Annotated in this window: 12 protein-coding genes; 9 read left to right on the top strand and 3 right to left on the bottom strand. The window is 69.1% G+C overall.

The features are described from left to right. Nucleotides 1–18: 18 nt before the first annotated feature. Genes D3H34_RS08700 through D3H34_RS08710 form a run of 3 tightly spaced genes read right to left on the bottom strand, consistent with a single transcriptional unit; the run spans nucleotide 19 to nucleotide 3561 of the window. A complete protein-coding gene (locus D3H34_RS08700; RefSeq protein WP_119553051.1) occupies nucleotides 19–1113 on the bottom strand; it encodes a M14 family metallopeptidase in 1095 nt (364 codons plus the stop codon). Further along, a complete protein-coding gene (locus D3H34_RS08705) occupies nucleotides 1110–2312 on the bottom strand; it encodes a M20 aminoacylase family protein (RefSeq protein ID WP_119553052.1) in 1203 nt (400 codons plus the stop codon). Before D3H34_RS08705 ends, D3H34_RS08700 begins: the two co-directional genes overlap by 4 nt. 55 nt (nucleotides 2313–2367) lie before the next feature. Next, on the bottom strand, nucleotides 2368–3561 hold the full coding sequence (locus tag D3H34_RS08710; RefSeq protein WP_119553053.1) for a glycerophosphodiester phosphodiesterase: 1194 nt from the start codon (nucleotides 3559–3561) through the stop codon (nucleotides 2368–2370). Nucleotides 3562–3671: 110 nt separating this feature from the next. Here D3H34_RS08710 and argE point away from each other — a divergent pair, with 110 nt between their 5' ends. The 9 genes from argE to D3H34_RS08755 all read left to right on the top strand — a co-directional run bounded on the left by argE (nucleotide 3672) and on the right by D3H34_RS08755 (nucleotide 15732). Next, nucleotides 3672–4838, top strand: a complete 1167-nt coding sequence (gene argE / locus D3H34_RS08715; RefSeq protein ID WP_119553054.1) for an acetylornithine deacetylase — start codon at nucleotides 3672–3674, stop codon at nucleotides 4836–4838. Then, nucleotides 4831–6087 (top strand): DUF445 domain-containing protein, encoded by a 1257-nt coding sequence (locus D3H34_RS08720; RefSeq protein WP_286185542.1) that lies wholly within the window; start codon nucleotides 4831–4833, stop codon nucleotides 6085–6087. Before argE ends, D3H34_RS08720 begins: the two co-directional genes overlap by 8 nt. A 140-nt stretch (nucleotides 6088–6227) precedes the next feature. Beyond that, entirely contained in the window at nucleotides 6228–7895 is a 1668-nt protein-coding gene (locus D3H34_RS08725; RefSeq protein ID WP_119553055.1) for a Vgb family protein, read from the top strand. Between the two features lie 119 nt (nucleotides 7896–8014). Beyond that, nucleotides 8015–8797 carry an MHYT domain-containing protein gene (locus D3H34_RS08730; RefSeq protein ID WP_119553056.1) on the top strand — a complete coding sequence of 261 codons (783 nt, stop codon included), beginning with the start codon at nucleotides 8015–8017 and terminating at the stop codon, nucleotides 8795–8797. Between the two features lie 73 nt (nucleotides 8798–8870). Then, nucleotides 8871–10481, top strand: a complete 1611-nt coding sequence (locus tag D3H34_RS08735) for an acyl-CoA carboxylase subunit beta (RefSeq protein WP_119553057.1) — start codon at nucleotides 8871–8873, stop codon at nucleotides 10479–10481. Further along, nucleotides 10478–12427 (top strand): acetyl/propionyl/methylcrotonyl-CoA carboxylase subunit alpha, encoded by a 1950-nt coding sequence (locus tag D3H34_RS08740; protein ID WP_119553058.1) that lies wholly within the window; start codon nucleotides 10478–10480, stop codon nucleotides 12425–12427. Before D3H34_RS08735 ends, D3H34_RS08740 begins: the two co-directional genes overlap by 4 nt. 29 nt (nucleotides 12428–12456) lie before the next feature. Further along, nucleotides 12457–13353 carry an SDR family oxidoreductase gene (locus tag D3H34_RS08745; protein ID WP_119553059.1) on the top strand — a complete coding sequence of 299 codons (897 nt, stop codon included), beginning with the start codon at nucleotides 12457–12459 and terminating at the stop codon, nucleotides 13351–13353. A gap of 40 nt (nucleotides 13354–13393) precedes the next feature. Beyond that, nucleotides 13394–14554, top strand: coding sequence for an acyl-CoA dehydrogenase family protein (locus D3H34_RS08750; RefSeq protein WP_119553060.1), 1161 nt, complete (start codon nucleotides 13394–13396; stop codon nucleotides 14552–14554). 11 nt (nucleotides 14555–14565) lie between these two features. After that, nucleotides 14566–15732, top strand: a complete 1167-nt coding sequence (locus tag D3H34_RS08755) for an acyl-CoA dehydrogenase family protein (RefSeq protein WP_119553061.1) — start codon at nucleotides 14566–14568, stop codon at nucleotides 15730–15732.

The raw sequence follows: 15732 nt of genomic DNA on the forward strand, positions 1-15732 counted from the left end.
GCGAAGCCTGGGGGTGGGTCAACCTGCCAAGCCGTCCACGGCCTGGAACATCGCCTGCCGTGCCTGGCTCACGATCTGGCCGCGCCAGGCGTCGGTATCCGTATAGAACGCCTCCACCATGCGCGCGCGAATGCCGTCGGCCAGGTCGGCCGGCGCGTCCGGGTGCTTGTGCAGCCAGTGGTCGGCGCGCAGGGCGCCGGTCACTTCGAGCATGGGCAGCGTGCCGTATTCGAGCGCGATGCCGGTGTACTCGGCCTGCGGGCACTCCTCGTACACGGCATCCCACATCAGCCCGCGCAGCAGCGCCGAGGTCGAGGAACCGTCGTAGATCGAGGTGACGGGCGCAGCCGGCGTGCCCCACCACGCGTTGGCACGGGCGTAGGCCACCTTGTCGTCGCGGCAGGCAAAGATGCGCTCGCCCAGGCCGTTGGGGCCGAGCCCCGTGTGCAGGTCGATCCAGGCCAGGCGCTTCGCGTGGCCGGCATGGCGCTTGAGCACGCCGCGGATGGTCTTGTTGCTCCAGGTCGGTGCCTTGCCGCCGAAGAACAGGCCGTCGTCGAACTGGTACTGGCCGCTGGTCACCGCCGCCTGGTAGGCCGTGGCGCCGTGCTTCTCGATCCACTTCTCGATCGCGGCCTGGTTGTCCGGCGTCGGCGGCCAGGTGTCGGGCAGCAGCAGCGGATGCAGCTTGGCGTAGGGCTCGTTGACCGGCACCGGCTTCGAGAAGTCGAGGAAATTGCGGTTCAGGTCGACGTTCTCGTGCGTCACGCGGCGGCCGTACGAGAAGCCGTGCGGGTTCAGCGCATGCACGTACAGCACCGCCACGCCCTGCGCCTTGGCCTTCTCGCGCCACTCGGCGTCGTGCAGCGCGAACACCTGCACGCCGCTGCCGCAGTGGCCTTCGACACCGTGGCAGGCACTGGTGACGACCAGCAGCCGCTCGGCATTCGCATCGCCGTCGAGCGCCACGTCCATCGACAGCTCTTCGCCGTCGCGACCCTTGAGCGGGTGCGCATGCGGCTCGACCGTGAGACCGGCGCTGACGCAACCCTGCAGGAATTTCTGGCGCGCCTGGGCGTAGCGCGACGAGAAGGCCTCGCCGATGCCGATCATGCCGCGCTACCGCCGGGCTTGAGGAACTGCTCGGCGATCTGCACCCAGCAGGTCGCGCCCAGCGGGATGAGGTCGTCGTTGAAGTCGTAGCTCGCGTTGTGCAGCGTGCACGGGCCTTCGCCGTGGTGCACGTCGCGGTGCGATCCGTCGCCGTTGCCGATGAAGGCGTAGGCGCCGGGCTTGGCCTGCAGCATGAAGGCGAAGTCTTCGGAGGTCATGGCGGCCTCCTGCTTGAGCACGTTCTCGGGGCCGACGATGTCGCCCATCACGCGGCGCGCAAAGTTGGCCTCGGCTTCGGTGTTGATGGTCGGCGGGTAGTAGCGGTCGAAGCGGAACTCGCAGGTGGCGTCGTGCGCGGCGCAGATGTGCTCGGCAATCTGCTTCATCTTGGCTTCGATCATGTCGAGCACTTCGATCGAGAAGGTGCGCACGGTGCCCGACAGCTCGCAGTTGTCGGGAATGACGTTGTTGGTCTCGCCCGCGTGGATGGTGGTGACCGAGATCACCGCCGAATCGGTCGGCTTCATCTTGCGCGTGAGGATGGTCTGGAAAGCCTGCACGATCTCGCAGGCGATCGGCACGGGGTCGATGCCGGTCTGCGGCAGCGCCGCGTGGCCGCCCTTGCCGACCACGTTGACGTGGAACTTGTTGCCCGAGGCCATCACCGGGCCGGGACTCACGGCGAACTGGCCGGCCTTCATGCCGGGCCAGTTGTGCATGCCGAACACGGCGTCCATGGGGAACTGCTCGAACAGCCCTTCCTTGATCATCTCGCGGGCGCCGCCGCCGCCCTCTTCGGCCGGCTGGAAGATCAGGTAGACGGTGCCGTCGAAGTTGCGGTGCTTCGCGAGGTGCTGGGCCGCCGCGAGCAGCATCGCCGTGTGGCCGTCGTGGCCGCAGGCGTGCATCTTGCCGTGGTGCAGGCTGGCATGGGCGAAGGTGTTGAGCTCGGTGACGGGCAGCGCGTCCATGTCGGCGCGCAGGCCGACGGCGCGGTTGCTGGTGCCGTTCTTGACGATGCCGACCACGCCCGTGGTGCCCAGGCCGCGGTGGATGGGGATGCCCCATTCGGTGAGCTTGCCTGCCACCACGTCGGCGGTGCGGACTTCTTCGAAACAGAGTTCAGGGTGGGCGTGAAGGTCACGTCGGACGGCCGCGATGCCGGCCGCCTGCGTGACGAGCGAGTCGATGAGTTTCATAAGACACAGTCTAGGCTTTGCAGGATGCGCCGCAAAGACCGTGCCGGGCAAACCCTCAGCGGCCGATGCTCTTCAGGTATTCGTCGCGCGCGGCCCGCGCGGTGTCGGTGAAGTCGGTGAACACGCCGTCCACGCCGAGCTTGTAATAGACCGCGTATTCGTTCTTGCCGTCCTTGTTGTAGTCGGACGCCAGCCGGCGCGATTCGTTACGGAACGTGAAAGGGTGAACGAACAGGCCGGCCTTGTGGGCGTCGGCGATCAGCGTGGTGGGGGCCATCGAGGTGGCGTCGGCGTCGTTGATCTTGCCGTCCTTGTTGACGTCGACCACCTTGCCGTCGGCGCCGACGGTGCCCTTGACGCTCACGATGTAGCGCTTCCAGGGGCCGATGCCGTCGGCGTAGGTCTTGATCTCGGCCAGCCCGGCGGGCGTGACCATGACGTCGAAGTTGCGCTTGTCGCCGGCCTTGGTCCACTCGTAGGGGCGATCGACCGGCACGGCGTAGGTCATGGCGCCGGTCTTCATGTCGATGCCGTCGCCGTCGATCAGCTGGATGAGCCGGGTGTTCAGGCCCTTGCTCTTCATGTACTTGAGGCTGCCGGGCTCGAACGACTGCACGTAGATGGGCGCGGTCTTGCTGTTCCAGCCCGCCGCGTTGATGGCGGCGACGACCTTGTCTTCCATGGGCAGGCCCAGGTCGCGGAAGTAGGTCGGGTTCTTGGTCTCGGGGTAGATCGCGATGGTGCGGCCGGTTTCCTTCGACTTGGCCTTGGCGAAATCGATGATCTCCTGGAAGGTCACGACCTTGAACTTGCCGTTGAATTCCTGCGGGCGCTCGGGGTCGGTCGAGATGCCGCCCAGGGTCTTGATCTCGGCCAGCGTGAAGTCGTTGCTGAACCAACCGGTCTGCGTTTCGCCGTCGACCTGGATGGTCTTCTTGCGCGAGGCAAAGCGCGGGTGCTTGGCCACGTCGGTGCTGATCGCCAGGTTGGGGTCGTGGCGGGCAATGAGCACGCCGTCCTTGGTGGAGACCAGGTCCATCTCGATCACGTCGGCGCCCAGCTCGATGGCGCGGGCATAGGCCTCCAGCGTCTGTTCCGGCAGCTGGCCCGAGGCGCCGCGGTGGGCGATGACCAGTGGCGGCTGGCCGTCCAGCGTGAGCAGCTTGCCAGCCGACGGGCCGGTGGTGCCGCAGGCGGCGAGGCTCAGGGCGGCCACGGCGGTCAGGGTGATCTGCAGGGACATGCGCATGTTGTCTTCTCCATCCAAACAAAGAAAAAAGAGGAGGCAGGCTACCCGCTCCCGATGACAGGCCCGATACCCGGCGGCGCGCAAATTCAACTTCCGGGACAATCTGTTGCATGCAGCACACGCTTTCTCCCCAGAGCCTCTTGATGGCGCAAACCTTGGTTCGCATGAACACGGTGAGCGCAAACAGCAACCTCGAGCTGATCGACTTCGCCCAGGCCCACCTCGCGGCCCTGGGCGTGAAGAGCCGCATCACCTACAACGCCGAGCGCACCAAGGCGAACCTGTTCGCCACGCTGGGCGAGGGCAAGCCGGCCGGCGTGATCCTCTCGGGCCACACCGACACGGTGCCCTGGGACGGGCAGGCCTGGAGCGTCGACCCGCTCTCCGCCGTGGTGCAGAACGAGCGCCTGTACGGCCGCGGCTCGGCCGACATGAAGAGCTACATCGCGATCGCGCTGGCCAATGCCAAGCACTTCCTCGAGGGCGACGCGCCCTTCGCAGTGCACTTCGCCTTCACGTACGAGGAAGAAATCGGCTGCTTCGGCGTGCGCGAACTCATCGCCGACATGCGCGACGCCGGCATCAAGCCGCTGGCCTGCATCGTGGGCGAACCCACCAGCATGGTGCCGGCCATCGCGCATAAAGGCGTGTACCGCTACAAGTGCTGCGTGCGCGGCAAGGAAGCGCATTCGTCGCTCACGCCGAAGTCGGTCAACGCCATCGAGATGGCTGCGCGCGTGATCGGCAAGGTGCGCGACATGGCGGAAGACTTCGAGCGCAGCGAGCCACGCTACGACGGCTTCGACGTGCCCTTCAGCACCGCCAGCGTGGGCCAGTTCCACGGCGGCATCGCCGACAACGTGGTGCCGCGCGACGCCGAGTTCCGCTACGAATTCCGCGACCTGCCCACGGCCGATGCCAAGCGGATGCAGTCCGACGTGCTGGCCTATGCCGCGAGCATCGAGCCCGGCATGAAGAAAGTGGCGCCCGACGCCGGCTTCCAGTTCGAGACCATCTGCGAGATCCCCAGTTTTCTGGGCGCGGCCACCGACCCCGTCACGCTGCTGGCGCAGCGCCTGGCCAGCGAAGACCGCACCACGCTGGTGGCCTTCGGCACCGAAGCGGGCCTGTTCAAGAACGCCGGCATCCCCACCGTGGTGTGCGGCCCCGGCAGCATCGAGCAGGCGCACCAGCCCGACGAGTTCGTGAGCCTCGAACAGCTCGCGCGTTGCGAGCTCTTCATGCAGCGCCTGGCTTCCGCCCCGCACATTGGCTGACGACGGCGGCCGTTCGCTGCGGGGCATGAAGCGCGTCGCGCTCGGTCTGCTGTGCGCGGCGGCGGCGCTGTATGCGCTGGCCACAGTGCTGCACGACCAGCACGCGGCCTGGGGCTATGTGGCGGCCTTCGCCGAGGCCGCGATGGTCGGCGCCATCGCCGACTGGTTCGCGGTGGTGGCGCTGTTTCGCCATCCGCTGGGCCTGCCGATTCCGCACACGGCGATCATCCCGAGCAACAAGGACCGCATCGGCGCCAAGCTCGCGGGCTTCATCTGCGACAACTTCCTGAGCACGGCGCAGGTGCTGGCCAAGCTGCGCCAGTTCGACGCGGCGGCCCGCATCGCCGACTGGCTGGCCCGGCCCGCCAGCGGCGACAAGCTCGGCGAATGGGGCGTGGCCGCCACGCGCTACGGCCTCTCTGCGTTCGACGACGAGCGCGTGCGCGACTTCATGGGCCGCGCCGCCGCGGCCGGCTTGGCGAAGATCGACCTCTCGCGTCTCACCGGCCAGGCGCTGGACGCGCTCACGGCCGGCGGGCGCCACCAGGCGCTGCTCGACGACGTGCTGCAGCAGGTGGCCGACCTGCTCGACGGCGACGAGGTGCAGGCGCACATCACCGAGGCCATCGCGCGCGAGATCAAGACGCTGCGCTACGTGGGCCTGGACCAGGTGGCGGCCAAGCTCGCCACGCGCAAGATCGTGGCCGCCATCGCGCGCACCCTCGGCGAACTGGCGGCGGAACCGGAGCACCCGATGCGCCGGCGCTTCGACCACTTCGTCGACGACTTCGTGGTGCGGCTGAAGCTCGACCCCGAGTTCCAGCAGCGCGGCGAGCAGATCCGCGCCGAACTCATCGCGCACCCCGCGCTGGGCGACTACCTGCACGGCCTGTGGGGCGAGCTGCTGGGCTGGCTGCACGACGACCTCGGGCGCCCCGACTCGACCATCCGCCAGCGCATCGCGGCGATGGCGGGCGCGTTGGGCCAGCGGCTGCAGAACGACGCGTCCATCCGCGCCTGGATCAACGAGCAGCTCGAAGCCGCCGCGCCAGCGGCCATCGAGCGCTACCGCGAGGACATCCGCCGCTACATCGAGGAGCGCGTGGGCGAGTGGAACGCGCACGAGATGACGAACGAACTCGAGCGCCACATCGGGCGCGACCTGCAGTTCATCCGCATCAACGGCACGCTGGTGGGCGGGCTGGTGGGGCTGCTGATCCACACGGCGACGCAGCTGCTGCGCGGCTGAGGCCTCTCCTTCATTGCGGGTTATCCGCAGCGGACGAAAGTCCGCATCCAGTCCCGCGAGCGACTGCGCGGACCGCATCGGCTCCTAGACTGCGGGCGCACTGTCGCATCCGTCACAACGCCAACCCAGAGGAGATCGCCATGCCCCGTCGTTCGATCCGCGCAGCCGCGCTGACCGCCGCCCTCGCCCTGCTCGCCGCCTGCAGCACGCTGTCGCCACCACCCAAGCGCCCGGCCGCCTGGGCCGCGCCCGAAGTGCTCGTGGCCCCGTCGGCCTTCGCTGGCGTGCACGGCCTGGCCATCGATGCGAAGGGCCGGCTGCTCGCGGGCTCGGTGCTCGGCAACACGCTGTGGGAGGTCGACCGCCAGACCGGCGCCGCCAAGGTGCTGATCGACGCGCCCGAAGGCCAGGCCGACGACATCGCGGTCGGCCCCAAGGGCGAACTCGCCTGGACCAACTACCTCATGGGCATGCTGCGCTACCGCGAGAACGACAGCGCCCCGCTGCGCGTGCTCGCCAAGGACCTGCCCGGCCTGAACTCGCTCGACTTCGACCGCAAGAGCGGCAAGCTCTACGCCTCGCAGGTGTTCCTGGGCGACGCGCTGTGGGAGATCGACCGCGAAGGCCAGAAGCCGCCGCGCCTCATCAAGAAGGACATGGGCGGCTTCAACGGCTTCGAGGTCGGACCCGACGGCATGCTCTACGGCCCGCTGTGGTTCAAGGGCCAGGTCGTGAAGATCAACCCCGCCGACGGCGCCCTGACGGTGATCGCCGACGGCTTCAAGATCCCGGCCGCCGCCAACCTCGACGGCAAGGGCAACCTCTGGGTGGTCGACGCGCGCAGCGGCGAGCTGGTGAAGGTGGACCTGGCCAGCGGACGCAAGACCGTCGCGAAGCAGCTCCGCCCGTCGCTCGACAACCTGGCCATTGCCAAGGACACGCCCGACGGGACGATCTACGTCTCGAACATGGCCAACAACGAGGTGCAGGCCTTCAACCCCGCCACCGGCGAGCTGCGTACGCTCACCAGCGGCAAGGTCGCCGTGCCGGCGGGCCTGAAGATCGACGGCAACGACCTGTGGGTGGCCGACGTCTTCGGCTTCCGGCAGGTCGATGTGCGCACCGGCGAGGTGCGCGACGTGTTCCGAATGCAGCGCGACCCCGAGCTCGACTACCCCTTCGCGGTCGGGCTCTCGCCCAAGCTGTTCGCGCTGACCTCGTGGTTCACGGGCTCGGTGCAGCTGGTCGATCGCCAGAGCCTGAAGACGGTCGAAACCATCCACGGCCTCAAGGCTCCGTTCGACGCCCTGCCCATGGCCGACGGCAGCGTGATCTACGCCGAGCTCGCCACCGGCAGCATCACGCGCGCCAGCGGGCCGAAGTTTGCAGAGAAGTCAGTGCTGGCTAGCGGTCTGAACGGCCCGGTGCAACTGGTGGTCGGGAAAGACGGCGCGCTCTACGTGACCGAGGCGGCCGGCAAGCTGCTGCGCATTCCGCTGGACGCCAGCGCGCCGCTGCGCACCGTGGCCGACGGCCTCGCGTTGCCCGAGGGCCTGGCCCAGACGCCGTGGGGCAGCTTCATCGTGGCCGAGAGCGCGGCGCGCCGGCTGGTCGAGATCGACCCGGCCACCGGCACCCGCCGCACGGTGGCCGACAACCTGCCCATCGGGCTGGCCGCCGGACCCGGCCTGCCGCCGCCTTACGTGGTGACAGGCGTGGCCGTGGGCCGCGACGGCACGGTGTACATGAGCGCCGATCGGAACAATTCGATCTATCGAATTCGCCCTGTCATGCAGGGTAACAATTAGTACAAGTTTCTGTTTACTTTTACAAACACATATTACAAACTGGTCGGGACGCTTCGCAGCGTTCCGGTCGCATAGGGCTGTCGGAGGTCGGCGAGGCGCTCTTTCCGAAGGGACATCGCATGACTCCGCTCGTCGTAGGCCAAGTGCTATCGCCCGAATACTCCCTGGGGCTGGTGGCACTTTCTTTCCTCATTTCCTTCTTCGGCTCGCTGGTGGCCCTGATCTGCGCCGGGCGCATGGTCGGTGCCGACGGCAAACCCAACCTGGCCATCGTGGCCTGCGCGGCGGTGGCGCTGGGGGGCATCGGCATCTGGTCGATGCACTTCATCGGCATGCTGGCCTACCGGCTGCCCTTCGGCATCTCGTACAACATGCCGCTGACCATCGTGTCGCTGGTGGCGGCCATCCTGATCTCGGGCATCGCGCTGTACCTGGCGGGCGGGCGGCGCAAGTTCAGCCGCTCCGGCTGGCTGGCCGGCAGCCTGCTGGCGGGCCTGGGCGTGTGCGTGATGCACTACATGGGCATGTTCGCGATGAACATGCGGGCCACGATGAGCTTCGACTTCAGCATGGTCGCGCTGTCGGTGGTCATCGCCATCACGGCCGCCGCCGCGGCGCTGTGGCTGGCCTTCAACCTGCGCAAGCTGAGCCACCAGGTGGCCGCCGCCGCCGTGATGGGCGTGGCGGTCTGCACCATGCACTACGTGGGCATGAACGCAGCCAGCATGATCTGCACGGCGGCCGCCCCGCTCGACGCACTCGCCCTGGGCGGCAGCTACATGGGCCTCACGGTGTTCGGCACGGCCGGCGCGGTGCTGATCTTCATCTACTGGGTGGTCACGGGCAGCAGCCTCGACGCCGCGCCGGCTGCCTCCACGCAGCAGCGCGTACGCCCCAGCTAGTTGGCGCAAGCGGGCCGGGGGCCCGCCTCCTAAAGTCTGTGCGAAACGACACGCGCGCACCGCACAGACTCCCATGCCCTTCCTCGAATCCCGGCTGCAGACCGCCGGAGACACCTACCAGGCCAACCGCGCGAGCATGCTGTCGCTGCTGGAACAGGTCCGGTCGCACGAAGCCCGCGCCGTGGCCGCCTCCAGCGCCTCGGCCGAGCGCTTCGCCAAGCGTGGCCAGCTGCTCCCTCGCGACCGCCTTGCGCTGCTTCTGGACACCGGCGCGCCCTTCCTGCCGCTGGCCTCGCTCGCGGGCCTGGGGCAGGACAACCCCGACCTCTCGAAGAGCGTGCCCGGCGGCGGGCTGATCGCCGGCATCGGCCGCGTGGCCGGCGTGCGCTGCATGATCAGTGCCTCCGATTCCGGCATCGACGCCGGCGCGCTGCAGCCCATGGGGCTGGACAAACAGCTGCGCCTGCACGAGATCGCGCTGGAGAACAAGCTGCCCTTCGTGCAACTGGTGGAAAGCGCCGGCGCCAACCTCATGCAGTACCGCGTGCAGGACTTCGTGCGCGGCGGCAACATCTTCCGCAACCTCGCGCGGCTGTCGGCCGCGGGACTGCCGGTGGTGACGGTGACGCACGGCTCGTCCACCGCGGGCGGCGCCTACCAGACGGGCCTGTCGGACTACATCGTGATGGTGCGCGACCGCACGCGGGCCTTCCTGGCCGGGCCGCCGCTGCTGAAGGCCGCCACCGGCGAGATCGCCACCGAGGAAGAGCTCGGCGGCGCCGTCATGCACACCCACATCTCGGGCCTGGGCGACTACCTGGCCGAAGACGACCGCGACGCGCTGCGCATCGCGCGCAGCATCCTCGGCGGCATCGACTGGGCGCGCGACGAAACGCCACGCGCCTTCGCGCCGCCGCGCCACGACGCCGAGGAGCTGATGGGCCTCATGCCCGCCGACGGTCGCCGGCCGGTGGACATGCGCGAGGTCATCGCGCGCATCGCCGACGGCTCCGATTTCCTCGCGTTCAGCCCCGACTACGGCAGCGCCACCGTCTGCGGCCACATCCGCCTGGAGGGCCACGCGGTGGGCATCGTCACCAACAACGGCCCCATCGATTCCGACGGCGCCACCAAGGCCACGCACTTCATCCAGCTGTGCTGCCAGAGCCGCACGCCGATCGTCTACCTGCAGAACATCACCGGCTACATGGTGGGCCGCGCGCACGAGGAGGCCGGCATCATCAAGCACGGCGCCAAGATGATCCAGGCCGTGACCAATGCCAGCGTGCCGCAGATCACGCTGCACTGCGGCGCCTCGTACGGCGCGGGCAACTACGGCATGTGCGGGCGCGGCTTCGCGCCGCGCTTCTGCTTCTCGTGGCCCAACGCGCGCACCGCCGTGATGGGCGGCGAGCAGGCCGCGCAGACCATGGGCATGGTGATGGAGGCCGGCATGGCGCGCAAGGGTGCCGTCGACCGCGAGAAGATCGACGCCATGCAGCGCCAGATCGTCGAGCGCTTCGACCGCCAGATGAGCGTCTTCACCACCAGCGCGCTGCTGCTCGACGACGGCGTGATCGACCCGCGCGACACCCGCGCCGTGCTGGCCGAGGCGCTGTCGATCTGCCGCGACGCCGAGGCGCGCGCGCCGCAACCCATGCAGTTTTCGGTGGCACGGCCATGAAGAGTTTTCACAAGATCCTGATCGCCAACCGCGGCGAAATTGCCGTGCGCGTGATGCGCACCGCGCGCGCCATGGGCTACCGCACCGTCGCCGTGTACTCCCGCGCCGATGCAAACGCCGAGCACGTGCGCCAGGCCGACCAGTCCGTGTGCATCGGCGAGTCGCTGCCCGCGCAGAGCTACCTGAACATCGACGCGATCATTGCAGCGGCACACGCCAGCGGCGCCGACGCGGTGCATCCGGGCTACGGCTTCCTGGCCGAGAACGCGGCGTTCGCGCAGGCCTGCCGCGATGCGGGGCTGGTCTTCATCGGCCCCTCACCTGAAGCGATTCTGTCGATGGGCGACAAGGCCGGCGCCAAGCGGCTCATGCAGGCAGCGGGCGTACCTTGCATTCCCGGCTATCAGGGCGAGGACCAGCGCGCCGACACGCTCGCCGCCGAGGCCGAACGCATCGGATGGCCCGTGATGATCAAAGCCACGGCCGGCGGCGGTGGACGCGGCATGCGGCTCGTGAACTCGGCTGCGGCTTTCGCCGAGCAATTGCAGAGCGCGCAGTCCGAAGCGCTGCATGCCTTCGGCGACGCCACCGTGATCCTCGAACGCGCCATCGTCGCGCCGCGCCACATCGAGATCCAGGTCTTCGCCGACCGGCACGGCCATGCGATCCACCTCGGCGAGCGCGACTGCTCGGTGCAGCGGCGCCACCAGAAGGTGATCGAGGAGGCACCCTCGCCCGCCGTCGATGCCGCGCTGCGCGCGCGCATGGGCGCCACCGCCGTGGCCGCCGCGAAAGCCATCGCCTACGAAGGCGCGGGCACGCTCGAATTCCTGCTCGACGCGCAAGGCAACTACTGGTTCATGGAAATGAACACGCGGCTGCAGGTCGAGCACCCCGTGACCGAGGCGGTGACGGGTCTCGACCTGGTTGAACTGCAACTGCGCGTGGCCGCTGGCGAGCCACTGCCGCTGACGCAGGACGACGTGCGCATCACCGGCCACGCCATCGAGGTGCGGCTGTGCGCCGAAGACCCGCAGCAAGGCTTCCTTCCACAGAGCGGCACGCTCGCGGCATGGCGCCCCGCGCCCGCGCTGCGCACCGAGCACGCCTTGCGCGACGGCGCCGAAGTGCCGCCCTTCTACGACTCGATGATCGCCAAGCTCGTGGCCTCGGGCCGCACGCGCGACGAGGCGCGCCAGCGTTTGCTCGCAGGCCTGCGCGACACGGTAGCGCTCGGCCTGCCGACCAACCAGCCGCTGCTGGCACGCGCGCTCGCGCATCCGGTGTTCGCACAGGGCGGCGCGACCACCGCCTTCATCGGCGATCACCTCGACGCACTGCTGGCGCCCGACGCTGCCCTCGACACACGCGCCGCACTGCTGGCCGCGCTGCTGTTGCAGACCGGCGCGCGCGGCTGGCCTTCGCCCCTGGCGCACCGGCTGCCCAATGCGCTGCGCTTCGCACTCGATGGCCGCGTGCATGCCGCGCGCGTCACGCCGCTGGGCGCGGCGCGCTTCGAGATCGCGCTGGACGATGCCGCGCCGGTGTCGCTCGCACTGCTGGCGCTGGCGGACGACGGCAGCCTGCGCTTCGCCTGCGACGGCGTGGCCGACCAGGCGCTCGTGGCGCGCGGCGCCGAACACATCGACGTCCACTTCCAGGGCCGCGCCTTCCGTCTCGACGACCTCACGCACGCGGCGGTGCCCCGCGCCGACGCGGGCGGTGGCGACGGCCTGTTGCGCGCCTCGATGAACGGCCGCGTGGTCGCACTGCTGGCGGCCGAAGGCGACACGGTCGCGGCCGGCCAGCCGCTGGTCACGCTGGAGGCGATGAAGATGGAACACGTGCACTGCGCCCCGCGCGCGGGGCGCGTCGCGGCGCTGCACGTGGCCATCGGCGCGCAGGTGGCCGCGCGCCATGTGGTCGCGGAAATCGCCGAGGCCTGAACGAACCGCTTGCCGAAAGTATTTGCAGCATGAACGCACCCCACTACCGCTCCGTCTTCGCGCCCGGCCTGTTCGCCGGGCAGACCCTCGTCGTCACCGGCGGCGGCTCCGGCATCGGCCGCTGCACCGCGCATGAACTCGCCGCGCTCGGCGCGCACGTCGTGCTGGTCGGCCGCAAACCCGAAAAGCTCGATGCCGTGAAGGCCGAGATCGAAGCCGCCGGCGGCCAGGCCAGCACGCAGGCCTTCGACATCCGCCAGGAAGAGGCCGTGCGCGATGCGGTGAAAGCCATCGTCGCGGCGCGCGGCCGCATCGACGGGCTGGTCAACAACGCGGGCGGCCAGTACATCACGCCGCTCGAAGCCATCTCGGCCAAGGGCTGGGAGGCGGTGATCCACACCAACCTCACGGGCGGCTTCCTGGTCGCGCGCGAGTGCTACCTGCAGAGCATGCGCGCGCACGGCGGCGCCATCGTCAACATCGTGGCCGACATCTGGGGGTCGATGCCGAACATGGGCCACAGCGGCGCCGCGCGCGCCGGCATGGTGAGCTTCACCGAGACGGCAGCCGCCGAGTGGGCCGTGAGCGGCGTGCGCGTGAACGCCGTGGCGCCCGGCTACATCGCCTCCAGCGGCATGGACCACTACCCGCCCGAGGCCGGCGACATGCTGCGCGAGATGCGCCACACCGTGCCCGCGGGCCGCTTCGGCAACGAGGCCGAGACCTCCGCCGCCATCGCCTTCCTGCTGAGCCCGGCCGCCAGCTTCGTCAGCGGCACCGTGCTGCGCGTGGACGGCGCGCGACCGCAGGTGCGCATGGGCTGGCCGATGGCGCTGCCCGACGCGCAAGCGCAGCAGCGCCCGGCGGTGAAGCCCTACGACGGCTTCCACCTCGCGCAGACACCGCGCGTGTTCCAGGACAAGTGACGAACCACCGAGCAACGGACGAACGAACGGAGACCCCCTGATGCAGTACACCCACGAACACCTCGAGATGCAGAAGACCCTGCGCCGGTTCATCGACGAGGAGATCAACCCGCATGTCGACGCCTGGGAAGAGGCCGAGATATTCCCCGCGCACGAGGTCTTCAAGAAGCTCGGCAACCTCGGCCTGCTGGGTCTGAACAAGCCCGAGGCCTTCGGCGGCGCCGGGCTCGACTATTCATTCGCGATGGCCTTTGCCGAAGCGCTGGGCCACATCAGCTGTGGCGGCGTGCCGATGGCCATCGGTGTGCAGACCGACATGTGCACGCCCGCGCTTGCGCGCTTCGGCAGCGATGAGCTGCGCCGCGAGTTCCTCACGCCCGCCATCGCGGGCGACATGGTCGGCTGCATCGGCGTGAGCGAGCCCGGCGCGGGCAGCGACGTCGCGGGCCTGAAAAGCTACGCGAAGAAAGATGGCGACGACTACCTCATCACCGGCCAGAAGATGTGGATCACCAACAGCCTGCAGGCCGACTGGATGTGCATGCTGGTCAACACCAGCGACGGGCCGGTGCACCGCAACAAGTCGCTCGTGATGGTGCCGATGAACCTGCCCGGCATCGAGAAGGCGAAGAAGATCCGCAAGATCGGCATGAACTCCAGCGACACCGGCCTCATCTACTTCGACAACGTGCGCGTGCCGCAACGCTTTCGCATCGGCGAGGAAGGCCAGGGCTTCGTCTACCAGATGCAGCAGTTCCAGGAAGAGCGACTGTGGGCCGCCGCCAGTTCGCTCGTGCCGATGGAAGACTGCATCGCGCAGACCATCGAATGGGCGCAGCAGCGCCAGATGTTCGGCGCCACGCTGGCCGACCAGCAGTGGGTGCAGTTCAAGCTGGCCGAACTGAAGACCGAGGTCGAGGCGCTGCGCGCCCTCACCTACCGCGCCTGCGACCTGCACGTGAAGGGCGAGGACGTGCTCGAACTCGCCTCGATGGCCAAGCTCAAGACCGGCCGCCTCACGCGTCAGGTGGCCGACACCTGCCTGCAGTTCTGGGGCGGCATGGGCTTCACGCTGGAGAACCGCGTGGCGCGCCTGTACCGCGACGGCCGGCTGGGCTCGATCGGCGGCGGCGCCGACGAAGTGATGCTCGGCATCCTCGCCAAGACCATGGGCATCGCCAAGCGCCCGCCGCGCGGCTGATCGAATCCGTGATGGACGCCGAACTGCAGGCCGACCGTGCCGCGCTCGCCGACACGGTGCGACGCTTCGCCGAGCACGAGATCGCGCCGAACGTGCAGGCCTGGGACGAGGCGGGCGAGTTTCCGCGCGCGCTCTATGCCCGCGCGGCCGAACTCGGCCTGCTGGGCCTTGGCTACCCCGAGGCATTGGGCGGCACGCCGGCTTCCTACGCGCTCAAGCTGCCGGCCTGGGTCGCGCTCGCGCGGTACGGCAAGAGCGGCGGCGTGCTCGCCAGCCTGTTCTCGCACAACATCGGCCTGCCGCCCGTGGTGCTGCACGCCAGCGACGACGTGCGGCGCGAGGTCGTGCCGCCCGTGCTGCGCGGCGAGAAGATCGCCGCGCTCGCCATCACCGAACCCGGTGGCGGCTCCGACGTCGCAGCAGTACGCACCACGGCACGGCGCGACGGCGATCACTACGTGCTCAACGGCGAGAAGACCTTCATCACATCAGGCATGCGCGCCGACTGGATCACCGTGGCCGTACGCACCGGCGAGGGCCGCGGCGCGGGCGGCCTCTCGATGCTGCTGGTGCCGGGCGACGCGCCCGGCCTCTCGCGCACGCGGCTCGCGAAGATGGGCTGGCTGTGCTCCGACACCGCGACGCTGCACTTCGACAATGTGCGCGTGCCCGCGCGATACCTCCTCGGCGAGGAAGGCGCGGGCTTTCGCATGATCATGGGCAACTTCAACGGCGAGCGCGTGGGCCTGGCGGCCGGCGCGCTGGGCTTCGCGCAGGCCTGCCTCGACGAGGCGCTGGCCTGGTCGCGCGAGCGCAAGGCCTTCGGCGCCGCGCTCATCGAGCACCAGGCCGTGCGCCACAAGCTGGTCGACATGCAGATGCGCATTGCGTCGACCGAGGCCTGGCTCGAAGTCGTGTCCGCCGAGGGCGATGCGCACGAAGCCGCGGGCCGCATCAACGCGCCGGAGTGGGTGGCGCAGGTCTGCCTGCTCAAGAACCACGCCACGCAGACCATGCAGTTCTGCGCCGATCAGGCCGTGCAGATCCTCGGCGGCATGGGCTTCATGCGCGGCACCGTGAGCGAGCGCATCTACCGCGAGGTCAAGGTGATGATGATCGGCGGCGGCGCCGAAGAGATCATGAAGGAGCTGGCGGCGCGGCAGCTGGGGTGGGTGTAG

This window comes from Acidovorax cavernicola (assembly GCF_003581445.1).

Excerpts from the sequence above, each read along its gene's own strand:
- argE (WP_119553054.1), top strand. The coding sequence starts at position 3,672 with ATGCAGCACACGCTTTCTCCCCAGAGCCTCTTGATGGCGCAAACCTTG.
- D3H34_RS08740 (WP_119553058.1), top strand. The coding sequence starts at position 10,478 with ATGAAGAGTTTTCACAAGATCCTGATCGCCAACCGCGGCGAAATTGCC.
- D3H34_RS08730 (WP_119553056.1), top strand. The coding sequence starts at position 8,015 with ATGACTCCGCTCGTCGTAGGCCAAGTGCTATCGCCCGAATACTCCCTG.
- D3H34_RS08755 (WP_119553061.1), top strand. The coding sequence starts at position 14,566 with ATGGACGCCGAACTGCAGGCCGACCGTGCCGCGCTCGCCGACACGGTG.
- D3H34_RS08705 (WP_119553052.1), bottom strand. The coding sequence starts at position 2,312 with ATGAAACTCATCGACTCGCTCGTCACGCAGGCGGCCGGCATCGCGGCC.
- D3H34_RS08750 (WP_119553060.1), top strand. The coding sequence starts at position 13,394 with ATGCAGTACACCCACGAACACCTCGAGATGCAGAAGACCCTGCGCCGG.
- D3H34_RS08735 (WP_119553057.1), top strand. The coding sequence starts at position 8,871 with ATGCCCTTCCTCGAATCCCGGCTGCAGACCGCCGGAGACACCTACCAG.
- D3H34_RS08725 (WP_119553055.1), top strand. The coding sequence starts at position 6,228 with ATGCCCCGTCGTTCGATCCGCGCAGCCGCGCTGACCGCCGCCCTCGCC.
- D3H34_RS08710 (WP_119553053.1), bottom strand. The coding sequence starts at position 3,561 with ATGCGCATGTCCCTGCAGATCACCCTGACCGCCGTGGCCGCCCTGAGC.
- D3H34_RS08745 (WP_119553059.1), top strand. The coding sequence starts at position 12,457 with ATGAACGCACCCCACTACCGCTCCGTCTTCGCGCCCGGCCTGTTCGCC.
- D3H34_RS08700 (WP_119553051.1), bottom strand. The coding sequence starts at position 1,113 with ATGATCGGCATCGGCGAGGCCTTCTCGTCGCGCTACGCCCAGGCGCGC.